This is a genomic window from Acinetobacter sp. 1566109, assembly GCF_000582255.1.
Lineage (GTDB): Bacteria > Pseudomonadota > Gammaproteobacteria > Pseudomonadales > Moraxellaceae > Acinetobacter > Acinetobacter nosocomialis.
Map to the genome: position 1 here is coordinate 1 of NZ_JEYB01000009.1, position 21,626 is coordinate 21,626.

At 39.5% G+C, this 21,626-nt stretch carries 21 protein-coding genes and 4 tRNA genes; 2 read left to right on the forward strand and 23 right to left on the reverse strand.

The genetic code is table 11. The features are described 5' to 3' along the window. From tuf to J582_RS09950, 19 genes are all read right to left on the reverse strand, one after another. Positions 1 to 1,191, reverse strand: a complete 1,191-nt coding sequence (tuf, locus tag J582_RS09860; protein ID WP_002157016.1) for an elongation factor Tu — start codon at positions 1,189 to 1,191, stop codon at positions 1 to 3. Between the two features lie 159 nt (positions 1,192 to 1,350). Continuing rightward, positions 1,351 to 1,425, reverse strand: a tRNA-Thr gene (locus J582_RS09865). Positions 1,426 to 1,438: 13 nt separating this feature from the next. Beyond that, a tRNA-Gly gene (locus J582_RS09870) sits at positions 1,439 to 1,514 on the reverse strand. Positions 1,515 to 1,550: 36 nt separating this feature from the next. Continuing rightward, positions 1,551 to 1,634 (reverse strand) — tRNA-Tyr (locus J582_RS09875). Between the two features lie 56 nt (positions 1,635 to 1,690). Beyond that, positions 1,691 to 1,766: transfer RNA gene (locus tag J582_RS09880), tRNA-Thr, on the reverse strand. 98 nt (positions 1,767 to 1,864) lie between these two features. Further along, the gene (trpE, locus tag J582_RS09885; protein WP_031982151.1) at positions 1,865 to 3,358 is read right to left on the reverse strand and encodes an anthranilate synthase component I; all 1,494 of its coding nucleotides are present in this window, start codon (positions 3,356 to 3,358) and stop codon (positions 1,865 to 1,867) included. A 108-nt stretch (positions 3,359 to 3,466) separates the two neighbouring features. Then, a complete protein-coding gene (locus tag J582_RS09890) occupies positions 3,467 to 4,135 on the reverse strand; it encodes a phosphoglycolate phosphatase (RefSeq protein ID WP_002053177.1) in 669 nt (222 codons plus the stop codon). 65 nt (positions 4,136 to 4,200) lie between these two features. Next, positions 4,201 to 4,830: an FHA domain-containing protein gene (locus J582_RS09895; RefSeq protein WP_031982153.1), complete on the reverse strand. Its 630-nt coding sequence runs from the start codon at positions 4,828 to 4,830 to the stop codon at positions 4,201 to 4,203. 40 nt (positions 4,831 to 4,870) lie between these two features. After that, a complete protein-coding gene (gene gspD / locus J582_RS09900) occupies positions 4,871 to 7,147 on the reverse strand; it encodes a type II secretion system secretin GspD (protein WP_002053167.1) in 2,277 nt (758 codons plus the stop codon). 41 nt (positions 7,148 to 7,188) lie between these two features. Beyond that, complete coding sequence (locus J582_RS09905; RefSeq protein WP_002053163.1) at positions 7,189 to 8,028, reverse strand: type II secretion system protein N; 840 nt, start codon at positions 8,026 to 8,028, stop codon at positions 7,189 to 7,191. Beyond that, positions 8,028 to 8,771, reverse strand: a complete 744-nt coding sequence (gspN, locus tag J582_RS09910) for a type II secretion system protein N (protein WP_004710896.1) — start codon at positions 8,769 to 8,771, stop codon at positions 8,028 to 8,030. The genes J582_RS09905 and gspN overlap by 1 nt, the downstream gene beginning before the upstream one ends. Positions 8,772 to 9,102: 331 nt before the next feature. After that, a complete protein-coding gene (locus tag J582_RS09915; protein ID WP_002053185.1) occupies positions 9,103 to 9,429 on the reverse strand; it encodes an H-NS family nucleoid-associated regulatory protein in 327 nt (108 codons plus the stop codon). A gap of 194 nt (positions 9,430 to 9,623) precedes the next feature. Next, entirely contained in the window at positions 9,624 to 10,064 is a 441-nt protein-coding gene (locus J582_RS09920; protein ID WP_004710900.1) for an acyl-CoA thioesterase, read from the reverse strand. A gap of 7 nt (positions 10,065 to 10,071) precedes the next feature. Further along, positions 10,072 to 11,265 carry a hypothetical protein gene (locus J582_RS09925; RefSeq protein WP_031952241.1) on the reverse strand — a complete coding sequence of 398 codons (1,194 nt, stop codon included), beginning with the start codon at positions 11,263 to 11,265 and terminating at the stop codon, positions 10,072 to 10,074. A gap of 9 nt (positions 11,266 to 11,274) precedes the next feature. Next, positions 11,275 to 12,114, reverse strand: a complete 840-nt coding sequence (locus J582_RS09930) for a hypothetical protein (RefSeq protein ID WP_031982155.1) — start codon at positions 12,112 to 12,114, stop codon at positions 11,275 to 11,277. Positions 12,115 to 12,122: 8 nt separating this feature from the next. Then, positions 12,123 to 12,890: a uroporphyrinogen-III synthase gene (locus J582_RS09935; protein ID WP_031952237.1), complete on the reverse strand. Its 768-nt coding sequence runs from the start codon at positions 12,888 to 12,890 to the stop codon at positions 12,123 to 12,125. 4 nt (positions 12,891 to 12,894) lie between these two features. Continuing rightward, the gene (gene hemC / locus J582_RS09940) at positions 12,895 to 13,812 is read right to left on the reverse strand and encodes a hydroxymethylbilane synthase (RefSeq protein WP_031982156.1); all 918 of its coding nucleotides are present in this window, start codon (positions 13,810 to 13,812) and stop codon (positions 12,895 to 12,897) included. A 99-nt stretch (positions 13,813 to 13,911) separates the two neighbouring features. Then, complete coding sequence (locus tag J582_RS09945; RefSeq protein ID WP_004710910.1) at positions 13,912 to 14,652, reverse strand: LytR/AlgR family response regulator transcription factor; 741 nt, start codon at positions 14,650 to 14,652, stop codon at positions 13,912 to 13,914. A 60-nt stretch (positions 14,653 to 14,712) separates the two neighbouring features. Then, positions 14,713 to 15,852 carry a sensor histidine kinase gene (locus J582_RS09950; protein ID WP_006581160.1) on the reverse strand — a complete coding sequence of 380 codons (1,140 nt, stop codon included), beginning with the start codon at positions 15,850 to 15,852 and terminating at the stop codon, positions 14,713 to 14,715. On the opposite strand from J582_RS09950, the gene argH reads away from it, so the two are divergent. Next, a complete protein-coding gene (gene argH, locus J582_RS09955; RefSeq protein ID WP_006581161.1) occupies positions 15,843 to 17,276 on the forward strand; it encodes an argininosuccinate lyase in 1,434 nt (477 codons plus the stop codon). The two genes, J582_RS09950 and argH, sit on opposite strands and share 10 nt — an antisense overlap. Positions 17,277 to 17,285: 9 nt before the next feature. Further along, positions 17,286 to 17,555, forward strand: a complete 270-nt coding sequence (locus tag J582_RS09960; protein ID WP_002053140.1) for an oxidative damage protection protein — start codon at positions 17,286 to 17,288, stop codon at positions 17,553 to 17,555. Between the two features lie 314 nt (positions 17,556 to 17,869). On the opposite strand, the gene phoU is transcribed toward J582_RS09960, so the two are convergent. The 4 genes from phoU to J582_RS09980 form a co-directional block, all read right to left on the reverse strand. Then, on the reverse strand, positions 17,870 to 18,592 hold the full coding sequence (gene phoU, locus J582_RS09965) for a phosphate signaling complex protein PhoU (protein ID WP_032047819.1): 723 nt from the start codon (positions 18,590 to 18,592) through the stop codon (positions 17,870 to 17,872). Positions 18,593 to 18,700: 108 nt separating this feature from the next. Continuing rightward, positions 18,701 to 20,032, reverse strand: coding sequence for a TolC family outer membrane protein (locus J582_RS09970; protein WP_081404865.1), 1,332 nt, complete (start codon positions 20,030 to 20,032; stop codon positions 18,701 to 18,703). A gap of 94 nt (positions 20,033 to 20,126) precedes the next feature. Beyond that, complete coding sequence (locus J582_RS09975; RefSeq protein WP_031982162.1) at positions 20,127 to 21,032, reverse strand: DMT family transporter; 906 nt, start codon at positions 21,030 to 21,032, stop codon at positions 20,127 to 20,129. Continuing rightward, positions 21,025 to 21,606 carry a TetR/AcrR family transcriptional regulator gene (locus J582_RS09980; RefSeq protein WP_016803685.1) on the reverse strand — a complete coding sequence of 194 codons (582 nt, stop codon included), beginning with the start codon at positions 21,604 to 21,606 and terminating at the stop codon, positions 21,025 to 21,027. Before J582_RS09980 ends, J582_RS09975 begins: the two co-directional genes overlap by 8 nt. Positions 21,607 to 21,626 lie beyond the last annotated feature (20 nt).

The following is a 21,626-nucleotide window of genomic DNA, read 5'->3' on the forward strand; positions in this document are numbered from 1 at the left end:
TTATGCAGTTACTTTCGCAACAACACCAGCACCTACAGTACGACCACCTTCACGGATCGCAAAACGTAGACCTGGGTCCATTGCGATTGGGTGGATTAATTCTACTGACATTTCAACGTTGTCACCTGGCATTACCATTTCAACGCCTTCTTTCAACTGGATCGCACCAGTTACGTCAGTTGTACGGAAGTAGAACTGTGGACGGTAACCATTTAAGAATGGAGTGTGACGACCACCTTCTTCTTTAGAAAGTACGTATACTTCTGCGTCGAATTTAGTGTGCGGCTTGATTGTACCTGGTTTAGCAAGTACTTGACCACGTTGTACGTCTTCACGCTTAGTACCACGAAGTAATACACCACAGTTCTCGCCTGCACGGCCTTCGTCAAGAAGTTTACGGAACATTTCTACGCCAGTTACAGTTGTTTTAACTGTATCTTTAATACCAACGATCTCTACTTCTTCACCAACTTTAACGATACCAGATTCTACACGGCCTGTTACTACTGTACCACGACCAGAAATTGAGAATACGTCTTCGATTGGCATTAAGAATGCTTTGTCGATAGCACGTTCTGGTTCTGGGATATAAGAGTCAAGAGCTGCTACAAGAGCAAGAACTGATTCTTCACCGTAAGGACCTGCTTCACCGTTAAGAGCAGCAAGAGCTGAACCACGGATTACTGGAGTGTCATCACCTGGGAAGTCGTAAGTAGAAAGAAGTTCACGAACTTCCATTTCTACTAATTCAAGTAATTCTTCGTCGTCAACAAGGTCGCATTTGTTCAAGAATACGATGATGTAAGGTACACCAACCTGACGAGAAAGAAGGATGTGTTCACGAGTTTGTGGCATTGGACCGTCAGTCGCAGCACACACAAGGATCGCGCCGTCCATCTGAGCAGCACCAGTGATCATGTTTTTAACGTAATCGGCGTGGCCCGGGCAGTCAACGTGTGCGTAGTGACGAATTGGAGAATCGTATTCTACGTGTGAAGTATTAATTGTAATACCACGTGCTTTTTCTTCAGGTGCTGAGTCGATTTGCGAGTAATCTTTCGCTTCACCGCCGTAAGTTTTTGCACAAATAGTTGCAATCGCAGCAGTTAAAGTTGTTTTACCATGGTCAACGTGACCGATTGTACCCACGTTTACGTGTGGTTTATTACGTTCAAACTTGGCTTTAGCCATGATGATCTTCCTCGTTTACGTCGAACCAACTACAAATGGCGCTGAACTAACTCAGCTTATCGACATATCGCCTAAAAAACAGACACCCAATACTTGAAAAGCAGACTATATAGCCTGCTTTCTGAAAACTTTGTGGAAATCCACTCAAACTTTAATATCTGGAGCTCTTATCGAGATTTGAACTCGAGACCTCTCCCTTACCAAGGGAGTGCTCTACCACTGAGCTATAAGAGCGACTATCCTTCGATGGAGCGGGAGACGAGGATCGAACTCGCGACATGCAGCTTGGAAGGCTGCCGCTCTACCAACTGAGCTACTCCCGCAACGTTGGTAATAACCACTTCATTCGAAGTTTAGGATGGTGGTGAGAGAAGGATTCGAACCTTCGAAGCTTTCGCAACAGAGTTACAGTCTGCCCCCTTTGGCCGCTCGGGAATCTCACCAATATCGCACTTATCTACAGTGCTGTTCTTTACTCATTCAACTTAACACTTTAAAATGGTGCCGGCACACGGATTCGAACTGTGGACCTACTGATTACAAGTCAGTTGCTCTACCAACTGAGCTATGCCGGCGTTTCTTAGTGTTTCGTACGTTTCGTATCGGAACGGTGTGCAGTTTAGCAAAACTTCCAAACGATGCAAGCGGTTTTTTAAAAAAAACCGCTAAAAACTCATAAAATCAATCCGTTTGATGATAATTCAACCGCTTTGATCACTGCGCGAGCTTTTATTTGGGTTTCATTCCACTCAGATTCTGGATTTGAGTCAGCAACAAGCCCTGCTCCAGCTTGCACATACACTTTTTTATCACGGATAACACAAGTACGGATTGCAATCGACATATCCATTTCACCATGCCAACCTAAATATCCCACTGCTCCACCAAAGACACCTCGTTTTACGGGCTCTACTTCATCAATAATTTCCATTGCGCGTATTTTTGGGGCACCGGATAAGGTTCCTGCCGGGAAGGTTGCCTTAAATACATCAAGTGCATCGATATCATCACGCACTTCACCTTGCACATTTGAAACAATATGCATGACATGTGAATAGCGCTCAATTACCATTTGATCCGTTACTTGGACCTTACCAATTTTTGATACACGCCCTACATCATTTCGACCAAGGTCAATCAGCATCAAATGTTCAGCAATCTCTTTTTCGTCAGAAAGCAAATCTTTTTCTAGTGCAATATCTTCTTCTTTAGTTTTACCGCGTGGTCTGGTTCCCGCTAACGGCCGAACCGTAGCAATACCATTTTCTAAACGAGATAAAATTTCTGGGGAAGAACCTACTATATGAAATGGTTTTTTATCAGTAATCGTTTGGCCTTGAACTAAAAATAGATAAGGTGAAGGATTTAGATGACGTAATGCACGGTAAACCTGTAAAGCTTCTCCATCAAATTCGGAAACCATGCGTTGCCCTGGAACAACCTGCATCACATCGCCAGCACGAATGTATTCTTTAACTTTTTCTACTGTCTCTAAAAATTTTGCTTTACCAGTGATCGATTCAAAAAGTGGAGGTGTATGCGGCTTCGCTTGCAAACTAACTGGTGTTGCCAACAGTTGTTCTAATTGATCTAATTTTTGTTGAGCATCATTATAGGCGTTACTCTGCTCTGCATCCGCATGAACAATTAAAAATAACGTATCTTTAAGATTGTCAAAAACAATAACCGTCTTTGAAAGCATCAACCATAAATCTGGAAGCGTAATTGGATCGGCTGTAGGAACATTCTTTAAACGTGGCTCGATATAACGGACTGCGTCATAGCCCAAATAACCTACTAATCCGCCTGTAAAGCTTGGTAAATCTGGTAATAGATCGGCTGGGGGTACTTTAAATTGTTTTTGGAATTCACGAATGTATTGAAATGGATCTAGACAATCTTGTTGTGTGATTGATCCATCAGCATGCTGTATAGATAAAACACCAGCATTGCAGGAAAAAACTGTTGATTCACCCAATCCAATCATAGAATAGCGAGCCCAGTTCTCTCCACCTTCAACTGATTCAAACAAGTAAGCTTGTGTTTGATCTTTAAAGCGGGCAAAAACCGATAATGGAGTTTCAGTATCTGCCAATCGTTGACGATAGACTGGAATAGTATTGTAACCAGCAGTTTTAAGTTGCTCAAATTGCGCTAATGTTGTCATGAATCTTCTCTAATATGGTTTCGATTTAAAAGTGTGTTTTTCTAGATTCGAGTTAGACACGCCATCGAAAAACCATACGCTTATTCATTCTTATCTCCATTTTCTTCATTAGACAATTAACTCAGCAAGACTATCAACAACTTGCTGAGGTTGGCAATCATAGATATTTTCTCCATGATTATAGCCATAGCTAACCACAATACAATCAATTCCGGCACGGCGAGCAGCTTCAATATCATTACTTGAGTCACCAATCATTAAGGACTGTGAAGCAGATGTTTTTAGGCTTTCCATGCAATGTAATAATGGCAGTGGGTGTGGTTTTCTTTCAGGTAAGCTATCTCCTCCAAGTACAACTTGGAAATAAGGAGAAAGTTCTAATGCATCTAGTAACCCTTGAGCAAGCTTGACAGGCTTATTGGTAACACATGCCATTTTTATATTCAAAGTTTGGCAATGTTTTAAAAATTCAGGTACGCCAGGGTAAATTTGAGTATTTACACACAGCTCTGCACCATATATGTCTACAAACTTTTGCAATAAAACCTGATGTTGTTCAGCATCCAATTTTCCAAATATATGAAGCAGAACACTTTCACAAAGTTTTGAAGCTCCTTTACCTACCCATTCCCGTATTTGTGCTTCTGTTACCAATGGCCAACTAAGTGATTGCAGACTTAAGTTCATAGACCGATATAAATCGGCAGCAGAATCAACCAAGGTTCCATCTAGGTCAAATAAAATTAAATCGCGCTTACTTAGTTGTGCAACAGACATTTTCTTCTACTCAAAATTAAAAAGGCATGCGTTTAGCATGCCTTGATTGTAAAAGCACCAACGAATTATTTAAAGAATAACCATGCCAATACAGCCAAAATCACTAAAATAATAATAGTAATTAAACCAATAGATGCATTCTTTTGCTGCTCTTTTTCTTCAGCTACACGAGAAACAGGTTCTTCAATAGCAACCGGAGTTTGCTCAGGCTGAGCATGAATATTCACTCCTTCAGGAATCGGTGCAGGTTTTGGAATAGAAATATTCTGCGGCATACCATCGTGGCGAACTTCCACCTCTGCAGCACGCTCTGCAAGGCTTGGCATGCCTTGATCACTTAAATCTTGTGCCGGTGCAGCTTGTACTGGCTCTGCTTCAATTTCAGGTAAATCATTATTTTCTTGAGCAGGCGCTAGTACTGAAAATTTAAAACTTGCAAATTGAACAATATCACCATCATGCAGCTGCTTTTCTTGCTCAATACGAATATCGTTTACAAATGTACCATTTGATGAATTAAGGTCTTGCACCCATAACAATTGGTCCTTTAAAAGCAATGCCGCATGGCGACGCGAAATTTCAGCGGCCTGTAATAGCAAATCAGCATCTTGATGACGTCCCACCAACATATCACGATCAATACTAATTTCTTGACCAGTAAATTCACCAGTAATTGCTTGCAGTTTCCAAGTCATGCCTATGTCCTATTCATTTTTTATCAATCATAACATGCTACTACGGTGCCGTGCTTGGACGCAGTGTCGTTGTTGTTACTGTATTTTTAGTTCGATTCACTTCTGGATCAGGTAACTGCAAGGTCTGTTTCTGAACAGCAGGCTCTACCGCCACAGGTGTGGTTATGGTCGTGCTTTTTCCACCTGATGGAACCTGTTGATAATTTTTGGATTGAGTTCCAATACTTGGAGGTGTCATTTTTTGATTGTAAACATCATCAACCTGCTCAGGTAATTTTGCAAAATTACCATTTTTATCCATAGCCAATTGCAAGCTATAAAGCTGATTATAGCGCTGCTGAGATAAACGGCGAACATCATTCGCGTCGCCTACAATTGTTGGATGAATAAAGACAAGTAGATTACGTTTTACATTACTTCTATTATCCGATCGGAATAATCGCCCAACATAAGGGATACTACTCAATCCTGGTATACCTTGTCTTGAAAGTGATGTGTCATCTGATACCAAACCACCCAGCACTACAGTCTGCCCATGTTCGGCCAAAACAGCTGTTTTAATAGCACGTTTACTTGTCACCAAGTCAGCAGCTTGCCCACGACTATCCTGAACAGCAGAGACCTCTTGCTCTACTTCCAGACGCACTGTACCGCCTTCACCAATATGTGGAATAACTTTTAATGTTACGCCGACGTCTTTGCGTTCCACAGTAGTGTATGGATTAATACCCGTACTATTGGTAGTGACTGATCCTGTGACAAATGGAACGTTTTGACCTACAACAATATAAGCTTCTTCATTATCCATCGTTACAATGGATGGCGTTGAAAGTAAGTTTGATTTTGTATTGGTTTTGAGAGCTTGAATTAATGCACCATACGCCTTACGAGAGTTATCAAAATTACCCAATCCTAAAGTTGCACCATTACCTTTATTAGCTCCATTAGCGATAGCAGATGCAGCTCCAGCCGTACCACCCGATAAATAACCAGCAGCAATAGAAGATAAACTCGCCCCTACATTACTAAAGCTAAGTAAACCAATTCCACTAGATAAATCGCCGAGCGCCCATTGAATTCCAAGTTGATCTGCATCATCTCCAGAGACTTCAATAATTGCGGCCTCGATGAGTACTTGTTGACGACGGACGTCTAGTTGTTGAATTGCAGATTCAATTTCACGCATTAATTGGGGATCAGCTTTAACCACCAATGAGTTCTGAGCATTATCTGCAATGATACTTACACCATTTTGGTTAAAGCTGGTGATATTGTTCTGATTACTATTGTTTGAATTACCATTTAGATTGATTGATGGGGTAGATATTGAACTACCATTTGAACCCGACGTGTTTGAACTAGAGTTTTGGTTATTCCCAATCAAACCATTAATCGAATTTGATGAATTAGATGAGTTCTTATTGTTGCCAGAAGAAGATACTGCTTGACCAGTGACTAGTCCTTGTAAAATTTCTGATAAATTTTTAGCACTTGCATATTTTAGTCTAAAAACTTTTAAGCCACCCAAACGATCAGCAGAAGGCACATCCAGCATTTCAATCATGTGGCGAATGCGCTTACGTGTTTCTGGATCACCTTTTACTAAAATACGGTTTGTTCGATTGTCTGCAATAATACGAATACGAGCACCGCTAAAATCTTTAGATGCACCTGTTGCACTCATTGCTTCAAGTTGTGTGATGATTTCTTCTGCTTGGCTCGACTGAAGATTGATCGCTTCAATATCGTTTTGCCCAGTCCCGTCTAAGTTACGAATAATATTTTCAAGCTGATAGATATTTGCGGCACGGTCCGAAACAATCAGTGCATTGGTCCCTGCAATCGCAGCCATATGCGCAAACTGAGGCATTAAAGGGCGAAGTGCTGGAATTAAGTCATTTGGATTAGTATTTTCAAGCCAAATCACTCGTGTAACGATTTGATCTCCACGAACTCTATTTCTAGCATCATAAGGAATTCCTGAGTTTTTAACGTTGCTATCCGGCACAAGCTTAATCGTATTACCAGAAGGAATTGCAACAACCCCATTTACATTTAAAACCCCAAGAAATAGGTCATAAACTTCATCTTTATTTAATGGCTTATTAGAAATAACCGTGACATTACCACGTACTCTTGGATCTACAGCGAAGTTCTTTCCTGTAATGTCTGCAACTTCATTAATAAAGGCAGTTAAGTCAGCATCACGTAAATTGATCTTCCATGTTTGGGCATAGGCACTGCTACTCACTGTCGCAATCAATGGGGCTGCTGCAAGTAATGCCCAAAGTGGACGTTGATGATTCAATAAAGCCATAACTCGCGATATTTCCTAACTCTTATGGTGACGTGTTATCACTAAAAATTTTGTTGTATGGTCATCACTTGATCACCACGTTTTATTTCTATTTTTACTTGCCCTGCTCGACGAGCTTGTTCAAGTAATTGCACATCCGTTTGCCCCTGCCCAACCGTTTGACCATTTAAAGAGACAATTCGATCGCCAGGTCTTAAACCTAACTTATTTCTAAGCGCAGTCGGTGTACGTTCTGTAACTTCATAACCTTCACTTGAGTTGCCACTGACCCCCATATCTTTGAGGTACTGCTCTCGGTTACCTTGCATCTGCTGAATCGCTTGCCCTAGGGCTTGTTGAGTCGTATTTACAGGTGCCGCAGGTTGAGAAGGTGTAGTAGGTTGTTGTTGTGAAGCATCTGGCGTCATCGGTTGATATAAACCATTTGGCAAACCTTTAAACTCAAGTTCGCGGGTACTGCCATTTCCTTGACGTAACACCACATGATCCCAATAAACTTCTGCCAGTTGATAAGAAGTAGAACCAATGGTTTCACCAACCCGATAACGCTCAGCAATATTATCAACTTTAATAACAGCCGAAGAGAAGCGGTTTGGATAACCCACCATTACGCCTTGTAATTCTAGATTCACACTTTCCTGAGCCGCATTGGCAGAAGGTTCATTAAAAAGTGAAAAAGTACTAATGTTTGGTATTTGTGCCTGCTGAGAACCGAGCTCTACCCGATCAAACTGCATCATTTGTGGAGGAGCAATCACCAACCAAAAAAATGAAGCCAATTTCCAACACAACCATAAAATTAAAATGGCTAAGACGACTACACTAAGTCGATCTAGCTTTTGCCATTGTAATTGCTGTAATTTATCAAGCCATGCTTTCATTAGTTACCACCTTGTAGTAATGGTTGGCGAGAACTAATGACAAAAGTGTCTAAACCAGCTTTTCCGTCATAAGATGGAACGTTAAGCAATAAACGCTGCGTGAGTTGAACATCAAGCATCATATTGGCATCAAGTAAAAGATTCGCCATTTTTTGATTTCGCTGATCACGGATGTCAACTTGTAGCTGTCCATTGTGGTCAGCCAACTGCCCACTTAAAGAAGGCATGTTCATACGATCTTGACGATCACCAATATTATAAACTAGCGCTCCACCACCCCAATGCAACTGTCCATCAACCGCTGCAAAGCCTTGCTCTTTTTTATAATTAAATTGGATATCTTTAAGTTGAATACTATTTACAGGCCATTGCCAGTTCACAATCTGCTTCAGTGTTTCTGGAGCAACTTGACCATTCATATTTCGTACAATTACTTTTTTGCCAAAACCATATGCCATGATTCCCGCTAATTGTGTATTACCGCTATGAATATCAACATCTGCAGCAAAGCGTAATAAAAGTAAATCTAGAGGTCTCGTTTTCCAGTGAATGGTTCCCCGTAAAGCACCACGATGCCAGTCTGCTTGCCCCTGCCAGATGTTGCCACTTACATTATGGACAGTTTGATTATTTTTTGAAAATTTAGAGATAAGCCAAGTCGCCGGAATCTGTAAAATAATAAAAATTAAAAATGCAATGAGGGCAAAAAACCACCACTTCCATTGCTTAGACTTTTTCTTCATTCAGCCTTACCAACATGCAAATTATCGTCCTTATATGAGAGTTCCTCTCTAGTCTGACATTATGCATACTTTTTCAACATCGCCAATTCACTTCATATAAAAAAACCAAGCAATCAGGCTTGGCGTCTTCTTAAAGACTATAAGTTGTACGTATGACAAAATCATGAAAATTGACGATTGATCTCACTAAATGCAAATTTAGTCTCAACAATGTATTTATTCAGGAATTTAAACACTTTATTGAATACTTTATTTTTTAAATAAAAGTTTTAATTCTTTTTAAAATAAAAAAGCCAAGCTAAATCGCTTGGCTTTTTAAGAAGCAATACAATTAGATTAAGAAATCTTCAAGTTTTGCACCCTTTTCGATTTCAGCAACTAACCAGCGTGGTTGTTTACCGCGACCAGTCCAAGTCTCTTCAGAGTTGTTTTTGTTACGGTAGCGTGGCTCTACAGATTTACGTGTTGTTTTCTTACGTTTTTGAGCACCAAACTCAAGAAGTTGTTCAACACTAAAACCTACATTTTCAGCAATCTCGATAATTTGATTATATGCATCTTCAATTGCTTGATCTTTTTTGCTTGCAATTAAAGCTTCTGCTTCTTCTTGTAAGCGTTTTAACTCTTCAACAGATAATTCACTAATATCCGGTTTCATTAATAAATACTCCAGTCTTACAGACAATTCAAATAATACAGACAAAATTTAAAAACATTAAATCATAACCAATAGTATTTATAATCTATTCAATAAGCAATAGTTTGAAAGACGAGTTCGTCAGAATAATGCTATAAATTTACTTTTTAATTACATTAATAATTATAATTGAAATATATTTTCTTAATATTTATTTAAGCTAAATGTATTAAGTCATGTCCTACTGATTTTTCTAATTCAATAATTTTACTTTTTACTTCATTTGGTATTTCACATTTTAAACCTGTAGATTTATCTACACAAACCATTACTGCTTCAGCTGTAGCAACGATTTGCTGCTGCGTTTCACTCCATAATATATAAGCCATACGGAATGCGCTATTGCGCATCTCTTCTACACGAACCCCTACTTTCAATACATCTGGATAAAACACAGGTTTTAAATATTTGCACTGACTTGAAGCAACAACAGTATATATATTTGGGGTCAATATATTTACATTTTCCATATATAAAATACGTGAGCTTTCAATATATCTATAATATTGTACATTATTGACATGACCAAAAGCATCCATATCTCCCCATGCTACTTTCTGGTCGTATATTACAGGGTAGACAGACAGTTCTTTCATTTTTACCTCATATTTTAAATTTTAAAAAATTCGCATCATTTTCAAAGATTAGGTTTAACTGTTTGATTAACTCATCATCTTCTTTTAAGGTTGATTTAATACGTAAATAGCTCATTAAAATATTATCTGGGTATAAACTTAATAATATTTCTGCTTCAGCTTGACGCTCCGTTGCCTTGTAAACATGCCATTTTGCAAATGTTAAAACCGGCAAATTCATATATTGAGATTCGAATTGATTAATCTTTTCCTCAACATCTGCATAGTCAGGAACCTGCTTAAGCAATTGTTGCTGAAACCATAAGTAAAATACGTCTGGATCAAATTGCTCTTTGAGTAAATGCAAGGTTAATGCTTCATGCTGAATACTCATTTCTGGCATACGTGCCAAAAGTTTTAGCCATAGCAATTTACTACTATAAGGTCTGGTTTGAATTTCAGACTCTAAATCTAAATAGCGCTGTTGCAGTGCATGTAAATCGTCTACCGAAGCTTGATCGAATTGTTGAAGAAGCTGTTGCAACCATAAATCACGATGCTCAGCATCCAATAATCCATACTTCATTGAACGCAAATATACCCATGGTTGCTGTAAAGCAAGCTCCCCCCATAACGCAGTTAATCGTTGTTGATATGCAGTCTCGATCTCTTCAAGCCAAGGTGATAATTGATGTTGATATAGAAACTCAAGATGAGTTAATGCACGTTCAGCTTCATTTTGAGCTAGAAATATTTCAATACGCTGCAACTCGGCTAATTCAAAAGCCATTGGTGGGGATTGATCTAAAGCATCTAATGCTTTTTGATAATCTCCACTTAAAACTAAAAACTTGGCATCAATAATATTTTTTAAAAGGCCCGACTGAGTAAAAACGCGTTCGATAAATACCCGTTGGTCTTCGGCCGCCTCTAATAGCCAGACAATACCTAATTGCTCATAAGGATGAAGATTTTTAAATTGAAAAATATTTTCTCTTTTCCTCTGTTCACGCGAGGAATAACGTTTAATCCAAAGCCATATTAACTGAGCAATAAAACTCATCACAACAAAGGTAAGGACTAAGCCCCACACATTTGTTTGCAGTTGCAATTGACGCCAGTAGATATAGACGTAACCCATGCCGTAGCCATAACTCAATAAAGCTAAAGCCGCAAAAAGTACTAAGCTAATGAGCAGGTAAACCCATAGGAGATGTTTCATATGTCCTCCTTATGAGCCTAATAGACCAAGAGTTGATAATTTAGGCACAGGCACGATAGATAAGTGAGCCACTTTAGCAATACGGTTTTTCAATTGTTGACTGGTGGCGTCTGGTAGTTCATTTAGTTTTTGCATTACTGATTGCAGCTCATTTTGGTACTCTGCCATCTTTCCTTGATTTAATGCCTGCTCAGCAATTAAGAGTCTTAATTGCACTTCTTTAAATACAACACTTCGATTCATTAAATTAATAGACGGCGTTTCTATTTTTTCGATACGGAACCATTTTTTCCACCAAGACACTGCCTCGGATTGATCCATTTCAAGTTTAGGTTGAGCTAATGCTTGTTGAATATTCTTATCAATAGTTTGCAGTAAGTCATCAATCAATTGATGACGCTGATTTTGAGCAATTACGTATTGCTGTATTGCCTGTTTATCCTGTTCAATCGCCTGATTTAAACTGTGTTGTAATGCCGGGGCAATTTCATATTGAGGCAAGGATTGTTGTAGCTGAGTTAAATGATCTACCGCATAAATAAACTGTTGTTGATCTATCGCAAACTGAATTAAATCTAATTTTTGCTTAATGACTACCGTTGGCGTAATACCAGTATGAATGATTTCATGATTTGTTAAAGGTGCTATTTGAACGTCACTACTCGACTGAGTCTGTGTTTGTCTTTTTAATGCCACCAATTGATCATTTAAATTGGCATACTGCTGCTCCGATTGCAGTAAGCTCTGCTGAAGCTCAGGAACAGTACGAGAAATTTGCCACATATCGTAACTGAGCTTAGCCAACCAAGCGATGCTCAGCAAAATGATGATAGAAACAAGTTTTCTCATACGAATCCTTATAATGCCTGAATGTGATGAATCATCCCCGAAGGCGATAAATTTTCAAGTTGAATAATGTGAAAATAGGCCTGTTGTTGATCGCGATATTTTTTAACAAGTTGAAAAAGACGTGGCCCTAAAACCAAATATACACAATCAGGTTGTACATTATTTTTTAAACAAAGCTCTAACCAATATTTCCAGCTTGCCTCACTGGTAATTAAGACAAGCCATTTTTCTAAATTATAATTTGAATTTTGTGTTAGATGTTTGAACTTTGAATATGAAACTTCTGGGCACTGTCGATGATATAAGACAAAATTCAAAATCTGAATGCCTTGCTGCTGCAAAGTTTCCATCATAAATTGACGGCCACCTTCACCTCTCCAAAAAGCCACACTACCCGTCTGTCGCATATTATGAAGAATAGGAAGATTGAGCATTCCTTCAGACGTTTCAACATCTGGAACATGTGCTTCAACTCCATATTCATAAAGACGATGTGCCGTTGCCTGTCCGACCGCAATCCACTGAATATGTTTTAAGTCGTCTAGCTTTAAACCACTTTGTGTTAAATACTGCATCCCCACATCAACAGCAGTGGGGCTCACAACTACAATCGCTTGTGCGCCAGATAACTGCTGATAGAGTTGAGCGAGTGATTCTAAAAAAGGTTCAGCAACCAGCTCTAAAAGAGGTAAAGACTCGACCTGAAACCCCTTATTTTGCAAAGCTTGAGTTAATTCAGCCGCACGTGAATCAGGTCGAGTATTAATAAACAGCATAACGTTAGTAAAGGGCCTTTAATAAATCGCCAGCACCTTGTTCAAGTAAGTTTCGAGCAAGGTTTTCACCTAATTGCTGAGCATTGTGTGCTTCATCTGTGAGTTCAGCACGCAGTAATGTTTGCCCATCAGGACTTCCGACGCGACCTTCAATATGAATTTTGCCATCTTGTAAGGTTGCATAGCCCGCAATCGGTACCTGACAACCACCTTCAAGATAGGCATTAAAAGCACGCTCAGCACGCACACAAACATCAGTCTCTGTATGTAAAAGAGGTTGTATTAAAGCCAATACGTCTGGATCATCTGCACGACATTCTAAACCAAGAGCGCCCTGCCCAACCGCAGGCAAACTTACACTTGGCTCGATACAGTGACGAATGCGTTCTTCTAATCCTAAACGTTTTAAACCAGCACTCGCCAAAATAATCGCATCGTATTGACCATCATCTAACTTACTTAGGCGAGTTCCAACATTTCCACGTAAATCAATAATTTGTAGATCTGGACGTTGTTTTAAAATTTGTGATTTACGACGTAAACTTGAGGTGCCAACTTTTGCTCCTTGCGGCAAATCAGCAAATTTTTCAAATTGATTCGAAACAAAAGCATCTAAAGGATCTTCACGTTCGCAAATGACCGCTAAAGTTAAACCTTCCGGTAATGCCATCGGAACATCTTTCATTGAATGTACAGCAAGGTCGGCACGACCATCTAAAAGTGCTGCTTCCAACTCTTTAACGAACAACCCTTTACCACCAATTTTTGCTAAAGGTGTATCTAAAATTTTATCGCCCTGCGTGACAAACTTAACCAACTCCACCGTTAAATCTGGGTGAAGCTCCTGTAAACGGGCACGAATATGTTCTGCCTGCCAAAGAGCAAGTGGGCTTTGTCGTGTAGCAATTTTCAAGGTTTTCATAAATTCAAGCATGGGCTGGTCAAACAATACACCCTAAACTTAACTTGATCCCTTAAAATTGCAAGTAAAATCTCACTGACAAAATAGGATGCTGACTCGTTAAAGTTGGTGTATTCGCTCTCTAAGGGTAGATAAATGACGGCGGCTTACAGAAAGTCTTTCATCCAAGCCACGTAATCGAACCTGATACTGACCTGAACTCACAAGCTCTAAACCATCTAAATAAGCAATTGAGACCAAAGCATTTCGATGAATACGAATAAACTGATCTGCAAATTCAGTTTCAAGTTCTTTTAGCGTTTCATCAATCAAGACACTGCCATTTTTATGTCGTACCGTGACATATTTCTGATCTGCCAAAAAATAATAGATATTTTCAACAGGAATCAGCTCAACACCGCGATAAGTTTTAGCAGCAATTTGATGTCTTTGCGTTTTTAAATCCTGCAAAAGCGTAGGATTAGGTAAGGCACTGAGCTGCGCTTGAGTAAGTTGAGTTAATTGCTTAAAAACCTGCTCAAGTTCTTGAGGGTCAATCGGTTTAAGAAGATAAGCTTGCGCCTGTGATTTAAATGCTTCTAGAGCATGTTGATCATAGGCTGTGCAAAATACGATAGCAGGTCGAGGATTAAGCTGACTTAATTGCTCCGCACAGACGAGACCATTCATACCCGGCATTTGGATATCAAGTAAAATCACATCCGGTTGATGAAGCCGTGCCTGTTCCAAGGCATCTTGGCCATGATGAGCTGTTGCGACAACATCATGTCCCATCTTTGAAACTAAACGTGATAATCGTTCCACTGCAAGTGGCTCGTCATCACAAATTAGCACCTTCATTCATCCTCCTTGTCACCGTTAACTTGGTCCATTTTTTTATGGTTAACTCTGACTGACTTATTATTTTGATTGGTAGTGATAGCTCATAATAGTGGTATATAAAGTTTCACCCTTATACACCTGGAACCTAACAGAGTTCCCATAATACGCCTTCAAGCGCTGCTTAACATTTTCAAGAGCGATTCCATGCCCTTTCCGTGATTTTATTGTATCGTCTGTATAAGGGTTGGTAATGACTATACTGACCTGATTTTGCAATATTTCAACCAATACCCCAATGGTTGCTTTACCTATCATTGGTTCGACCCCATGAAAAATACTATTCTCTAACAAAGGTTGTAATGTCAATAAAGGAATCGTGACCTGCTTTAATTGCAAAGGTTCAATTTCCATTTTCCAGTCAACTTGTAAACGCTCACCTAAACGTATTTGTTCAATTATTAAATATTGTTTACTAAGCTCAATTTCTTCATACAAGCTTACCAATTTTAATTCTTGAAAACTCGCTCTAAATAAACGTGACAGACTAATCAGCATACTTTCTGCTTTATCTGGGTCTATCGTAATTAAACTCACCACATTATTTAAACTATTAAATAAAAAATGAGGATGAATACGTGCTTGCATAGCCTGAATACGAGCATTTAATTCTGCATATTGTTGATGCAACCATTGTTCCCGAACATATAAATAGCGCAAACAAAATGCGCCAAGTAATATTCCATAACTTAAATATAATGGGACATGAGTAAAATAAATACTCCAGTCCTGTCCTGTAGCAGACATCCTTTTCAAAATTCCGAATTGAAAAAAATTAGTTATGATGGTGGTCGCCACCACAATCGCTTGCAACAAGACAAAACCAATGGCCAAAGCATATTTTTGCTGAAGCTGACTAAAAAAATTTTGAAAATATTCAACTAAAGCAAAAAAAGACAAAATCACCCAGTTAATAAAAATCATATATTGTAAAAAGCGTGACCCACTTAATGCGTGCCAAGACTGCGCTTCCGCCAAGGCCAGAACCAATGCCAAAACATTACTTGCAATAATTAATTCTAATAAGTGTTGCCAACGATCAATTTTCGTAAAAAAATAGGAGGAATTTTGATTTCGATATGCTGTAGAAAACAACTTTGTTTGTTGAGCTTCGGCAAGTGATATACTCTTTTTTATTTTACTGAGCCACCATGACCACATCTTCAAATCCCCCTAATTCAGCAGCCCCAAACCAAACCTCAGGTATGTGGGGTGGTCGTTTTTCTGAAGCGACAGACGCTTTTGTAGCAGAATTTACTGCCTCTGTTCAGTTTGACCAACGTTTTTATAAGCAAGACATCGCTGGTTCTATTGCGCATGCTACCATGCTTGCGAAAGTTGGCGTACTGACAGAAGCAGAACGAGACGACATTATTGAAGGTTTAAGCACCATTCGCGCAGAAATTGAAGCTGGAAACTTTGAATGGCGTATCGATCTTGAAGATGTTCACATGAACATTGAATCACGTTTGACTCAACGTATCGGCATTACAGGTAAAAAATTACACACTGGTCGTAGTCGTAATGACCAAGTTGCAACGGATATCCGTCTTTATCTTCGCGACGAAATTGATGATATTTTAGGCTTATTAGAGCGTTTACAAAAAGGTTTGTTGGGCTTGGCTGCCAAAAATGTAAACACCATTATGCCTGGCTTCACTCATTTGCAAACAGCTCAACCAGTAACTTTCGGCCATCACTTATTGGCATGGTTTGAAATGTTGGTTCGTGACACTGAGCGTCTTCAAGACTGCCGTAAACGTGTAAACCGTATGCCACTTGGTTCTGCGGCGCTTGCTGGTACAACTTACCCGATTGACCGTGCTTACACAGCAGAATTACTCGGTTTCGAAGCTGTATCTGAAAACTCACTCGATGCTGTATCTGACCGTGATTTTGCCATCGAATTTAATGCAGCAGCATCTTTAATCATGATGCACTTATCACGTATGTCTGAAGAACTTATTCTTTGGACTTCTGCACAGTTTAAATTTGTGAATATTCCTGATCGCTTCTGTACTGGTTCTTCAATCATGCCACAGAAGAAAAACCCTGATGTTCCAGAACTCATCCGTGGTAAATCTGGCCGTGTGTTTGGTGATTTAATTAGCTTACTTACGCTCATGAAGGGTCAGCCATTGGCGTACAACAAAGACAACCAAGAAGATAAAGAACCTTTATTTGATGCAATCGATACGGTTCGTGGTTCACTCATGGCATTTGCAGACATGATTCCTGCATTGGTTCCAAATATTGAAATCATGCGTGAAGCTGCACTTCGTGGGTTCTCGACTGCCACAGACCTTGCTGACTACTTAGTGAAAAAAGGCGTTGCGTTCCGTGATGCGCATGAAATTGTGGGTAAAGCTGTTGCATTAGGTGTGGCTGAAGAAAAAGATTTATCTGAACTCACACTTGAGCAATTACAACAATTCTCTGACCTAATTACAGCAGATGTATTTGATAAAGCTTTGACACTAGAAGCTTCGGTAAATGCACGTGATCATATTGGCGGAACTTCACCAAAACAGGTTGAAGCTGCGATTGCCCGTGCCCATAAACGTCTAGAACAGTTATACGCTTAAGGATACAAAATGAGTCGACAAGTATTTTGCCGTAAATATCAAAAGGAAATGGAAGGATTAGACTTTGCTCCGTTTCCGGGTGCTAAAGGCCAAGAATTTTTTGAAAATGTTTCTAAGCAAGCATGGCAAGAATGGCTACAACACCAAACTACGCTAATTAATGAAAAGCGTTTAAACGTGTTTGATCCAGAAGCGAAAAAATTCCTTGAAGAACAACGTGAGAAGTTCTTCAATAATGATGAAAGCGTTGAAAAAGCAGAAGGTTGGAAGCCAGAATAATTCGTTTTTTCTAAGCTCATCATCATTAAAAAGGCGGGTTTATATACATAGACCTGCCTTTTTTTACGTGAAACTTACACAAACATATAAAGCCTTACATAGAGCGCACAGGACTCTACATGACATAAATTGGCTCACACCTTAATATCACTTCATAGCAAGTAAGACACGATCCCTGTCGTGTTTTCTCTTAATGCACTTGATTTTCTGTCCTGAACTTCCCCCCAAAGTTCGGGACATTTTTTTATCTATTGTTTTAAACAAATAAAAAAGCCTTGTTTCAAACAAGGCCTTTCGATACTTCAACTCAAGTATTACTTTTCGTGAACTTTTGCTTCAATTTCTTCAATTTTGGTATGGCGAGCATCAAAACCTTTTGCCATGTAAATCACTTGTTCAGCAATGTTACGAGCATGGTCACCAATACGCTCTAAAGAACGTAAAACCCACATCACGTTAATTACACGTGCAATATGACGCGGGTCTTCAATCATATAAGTCATTAAAGTACGTGTTGCTGACTGATATTCACGGTCAATGTCAGCATCGGCTAAAAGTACACGTAATGCCTGATCGGCATCTAAACGCGCAAAAGCATCTAGGGCATCATGAATCATGACACGTACTTGGTTACCAATATGGCGGGGTTCCATGTAACCACGAGGGGATCCACCCTCTTCACATAGATTTTGTGCAATACGGGCAATTTTTGCAGCTTCGTCACCAATACGCTCAAGGTCGGTATTGGCTTTGCTCATCGCAATCACCATACGCAAGTCAATCGCTGCTGGATGGCGACGCGCCAAAATCAGTGTCAGACCTTCATCAATATCACGCTCATATTGATTGACTGCATTATCTTTAAATTGAACATCAATTGCTAAGTTTGCATCTGTATCAAGCAAAGAATGAAATGCATTGGCAACCTGTTGTTCGACCAAGCCACCCATGGTCATAAACTTTGTGTTCACATCTTGCAAATCTTCATTAAATTGAGAAGAAATATGATGGCTTAACACCGGATTACTCGGACTCAAGGGAAGCCTCCAACATGATGGCGCAGGGATAAAATGATTGAGCATTAAAACACATCAATCATTAAATTTTTATGACAAAATTAAATTTCAGATAAAAGCATTTTTTTATTACTGATACGTTAACCAGCTGTTTAATTCGACCAGATCTTTTTCACCTAACTGGCCTACAGCAGCTTTTAAACGCAGTACATTTAATAAATAGTCATATTGAGCATTAAGATAATCCTGTTTTGCAGAAAAAGCATTACGCTGCGCCAATAAAACATCAACCATACTTTTTAAGCCTTCGTTATAACTGGCTTTTGAAGCTTGAGAAACAAGTGCCGAAGAGTCCATTGCCGCCTTTCTTGCTTCAAGTTTTGCCCGGTCGGTATCTACCTGCATAAAAGCACTTTTTACATCGACATTGGCACGGCGAATGGCCGCATCGAGTTGGGCTTGCGCTTTATTTAACTCTACACTGGCTTTTTTAATAGAGGTTCGGGTCTGACCTCCATTAAATAGATTCCAGTTCATCTCTACCCCTACCTGATCAAACTTCCCATCAGTCGAAATCAGCGTTTCTGGGGTTTGTTTGGTATAACCATAGCTCGCAACTGCGTCTATCTGTGGATAAAGTGCAGCTTTTTCCACACGGCGTTGATCTTCAGCATATCGTCGTTGTAAACGCGCTTGCTGAATCTTTAAATTTTGTTGTTGGGCTAAACTTAACCAATCATCAAGCTGGGCTGGATAAGGTTTTTGAAAAGTAAAATCACTTCGCAGTACTGCAAGCTTATCTTGATAAGGACCAATATATTCCGACAGTTGCTCTTGAGCTAATAGAATCTGTACATTGGTCGCAATACGGTTGGCTCTGGCACTTTGATATTGAGCATTTGCTTCACTTACATCACTACGTGCCACCAAACCTTCTTTAAGCTTGGCATTCATCATATTGAGTTGTTCAAGTAAAGCCTTTTCTTCTTGTAAATATGCAGCGGTAAGTGCCTGCTGACGTAGTACATTAAAATAGGCTTCTGCCACGTTTAAAACATGATCTTGTTTTTGCAAGCGTAAAGTAATTTCACTAAGAGCAACCGAGGTTTTAACCTGTTTATAACCTTCCCATGCATCCATACGAAAAAGAGGCTGACGAGCAGATAAAGTTGCTTGTTTGGTTGTTGATGTATTACTTACCAAAGCATCGGACAGTCCCTCTTGATCAACACCGGGAAAATTTGAACGCTTTACGGTTTGGCTATTACGATTAATCTTTCCAGATAAGGTGACTGTAGGCAATAAAGCACCAGTTGCTAAGCCTAAATTGAGCTGATCTGCTTCAAATTGTTGTTGATTCGCTTGCCATGTCGGATCATTTTGCTTTGCGCGCTCATAAGTTTCAACTAAATCTAAAGCAAAACTCGGCGATGCAAAACTCCATAAACTCGCCACAAGCATTAATTTTATTTTCATTGTCTAAATCAACGATAAAACTTGGCTTTAAGACTAAGAAAAATTTGATTTAAACTCAAGCCAGTAAAAGTTTTCATTTTTATGTATTTTCAGGCTTTGATAACATCAAAATACAAATGAAAATCAAAAACATGCCTAGCCAGCCCCCCCATGATACATGTTCACCCACCAACACAATCGCAAAAATCGCAGCAACTAAAGGCTCAGATAAAGTTAACGTAGTCGCTTTGCTCGCATTTACAGTCTTTAGCCCAAAGCCGAAAAGTAAATAACCGAGGAACATAGGAATTAGCATCATATAGCCAGCCACAAGTAAATTTGTTGAGCTCTCTAATAAACCGCCCCCTGTAAGCAACAAAGTAGGAAGTAAAATAACTGCTCCGCCACCCATAATCATGCCCATTGCAGCTTTAGCAACAATACCTCGGTCTATTAATCTTTTTGCAGCCCATGAATAAAGTGAATATGTTGCTCCCGCTACCAGCCCAAGAAAAATACCAAAGATTTTATTCCATTCATTTGTGCTCTCTTGTGCTGTGTGGCTTTCACCCATAGATAATAAACTTACTCCCATAACACCAAACACAAAACTCAGGAACCATGTTTTAGATAAAACTTTACGGTCAAAGAATCGCTCTAAAACTGCTGCAATGAGTGGAGCCGAACCAATTGAAACCACTGTACCAATTGTAATTCCGGCATAATGCATAGAAGAATAAAAAGCTAAGGGATATATCCCAACTGCTGCAATGCCCAAAAGAATAATAGGAATATTACGCCCAATAAATTGCCGGTTTTCCCGTATAGCTCGTGAAGCAACCAGAGCTTGTAAAAGGCCTCCACCGCCCATCGCTACAGCACCAATTGCCAGTGGTCCAAGTGTTGGGGCAAATGCTGCCGCAGTTCCTGTTGTCCCCCACAAAACAGAGGCAACTAAAATTGCAATTGTGCCACCATAACTACTATTTTTAATAAGGCTAATCATGTTGGCATTCTCGATCTAAAATATCTTCTGCCATTTGCCTCGCTAATTGAAGTTGACGGCTACTACCTTCTAGACCAGCTCTTGCCATAGAACCTTCTAAAAGAAAAGAAAGTTGTGAGGCGATATAGCTAATACGCTGTGAGTCTGGTATTAATTTTTTTAAATGCTCAGCAACAATAGCCTCAACTTCTTCTTTATGCCTTCTTACCGAACTTCGTCCTGCACTATTTGCAGGAAACTCAGCAGCAGCATTTAAAAGTCCACATCCCCTAAAACCCTTTTCATAAGCAAACTCGGCATGATCTTGATAGGCATCAAATACGGCCAAAATAGCTTCTTTAGCTGTTTTTGTTTTTTCTAAACGGTTTTGATAAAGGTCTAACCACTCTTGATGTCGTGCAGCAATGTAGGCATCAACAAGATCTCCTTTTGAAGAAAAATTATTGTAAAGCGACATCTTGGCTACATCTGCTTTAGCCGTAACCGAGTTAATGCCAGTTGCAGTAATACCATCGTTATAAAATAGTGTAGCTGCTGCATCGAGAATTTTCTGTCTTGCTGTTTTATCATTCATGGTATTAAATTAAGTAGACC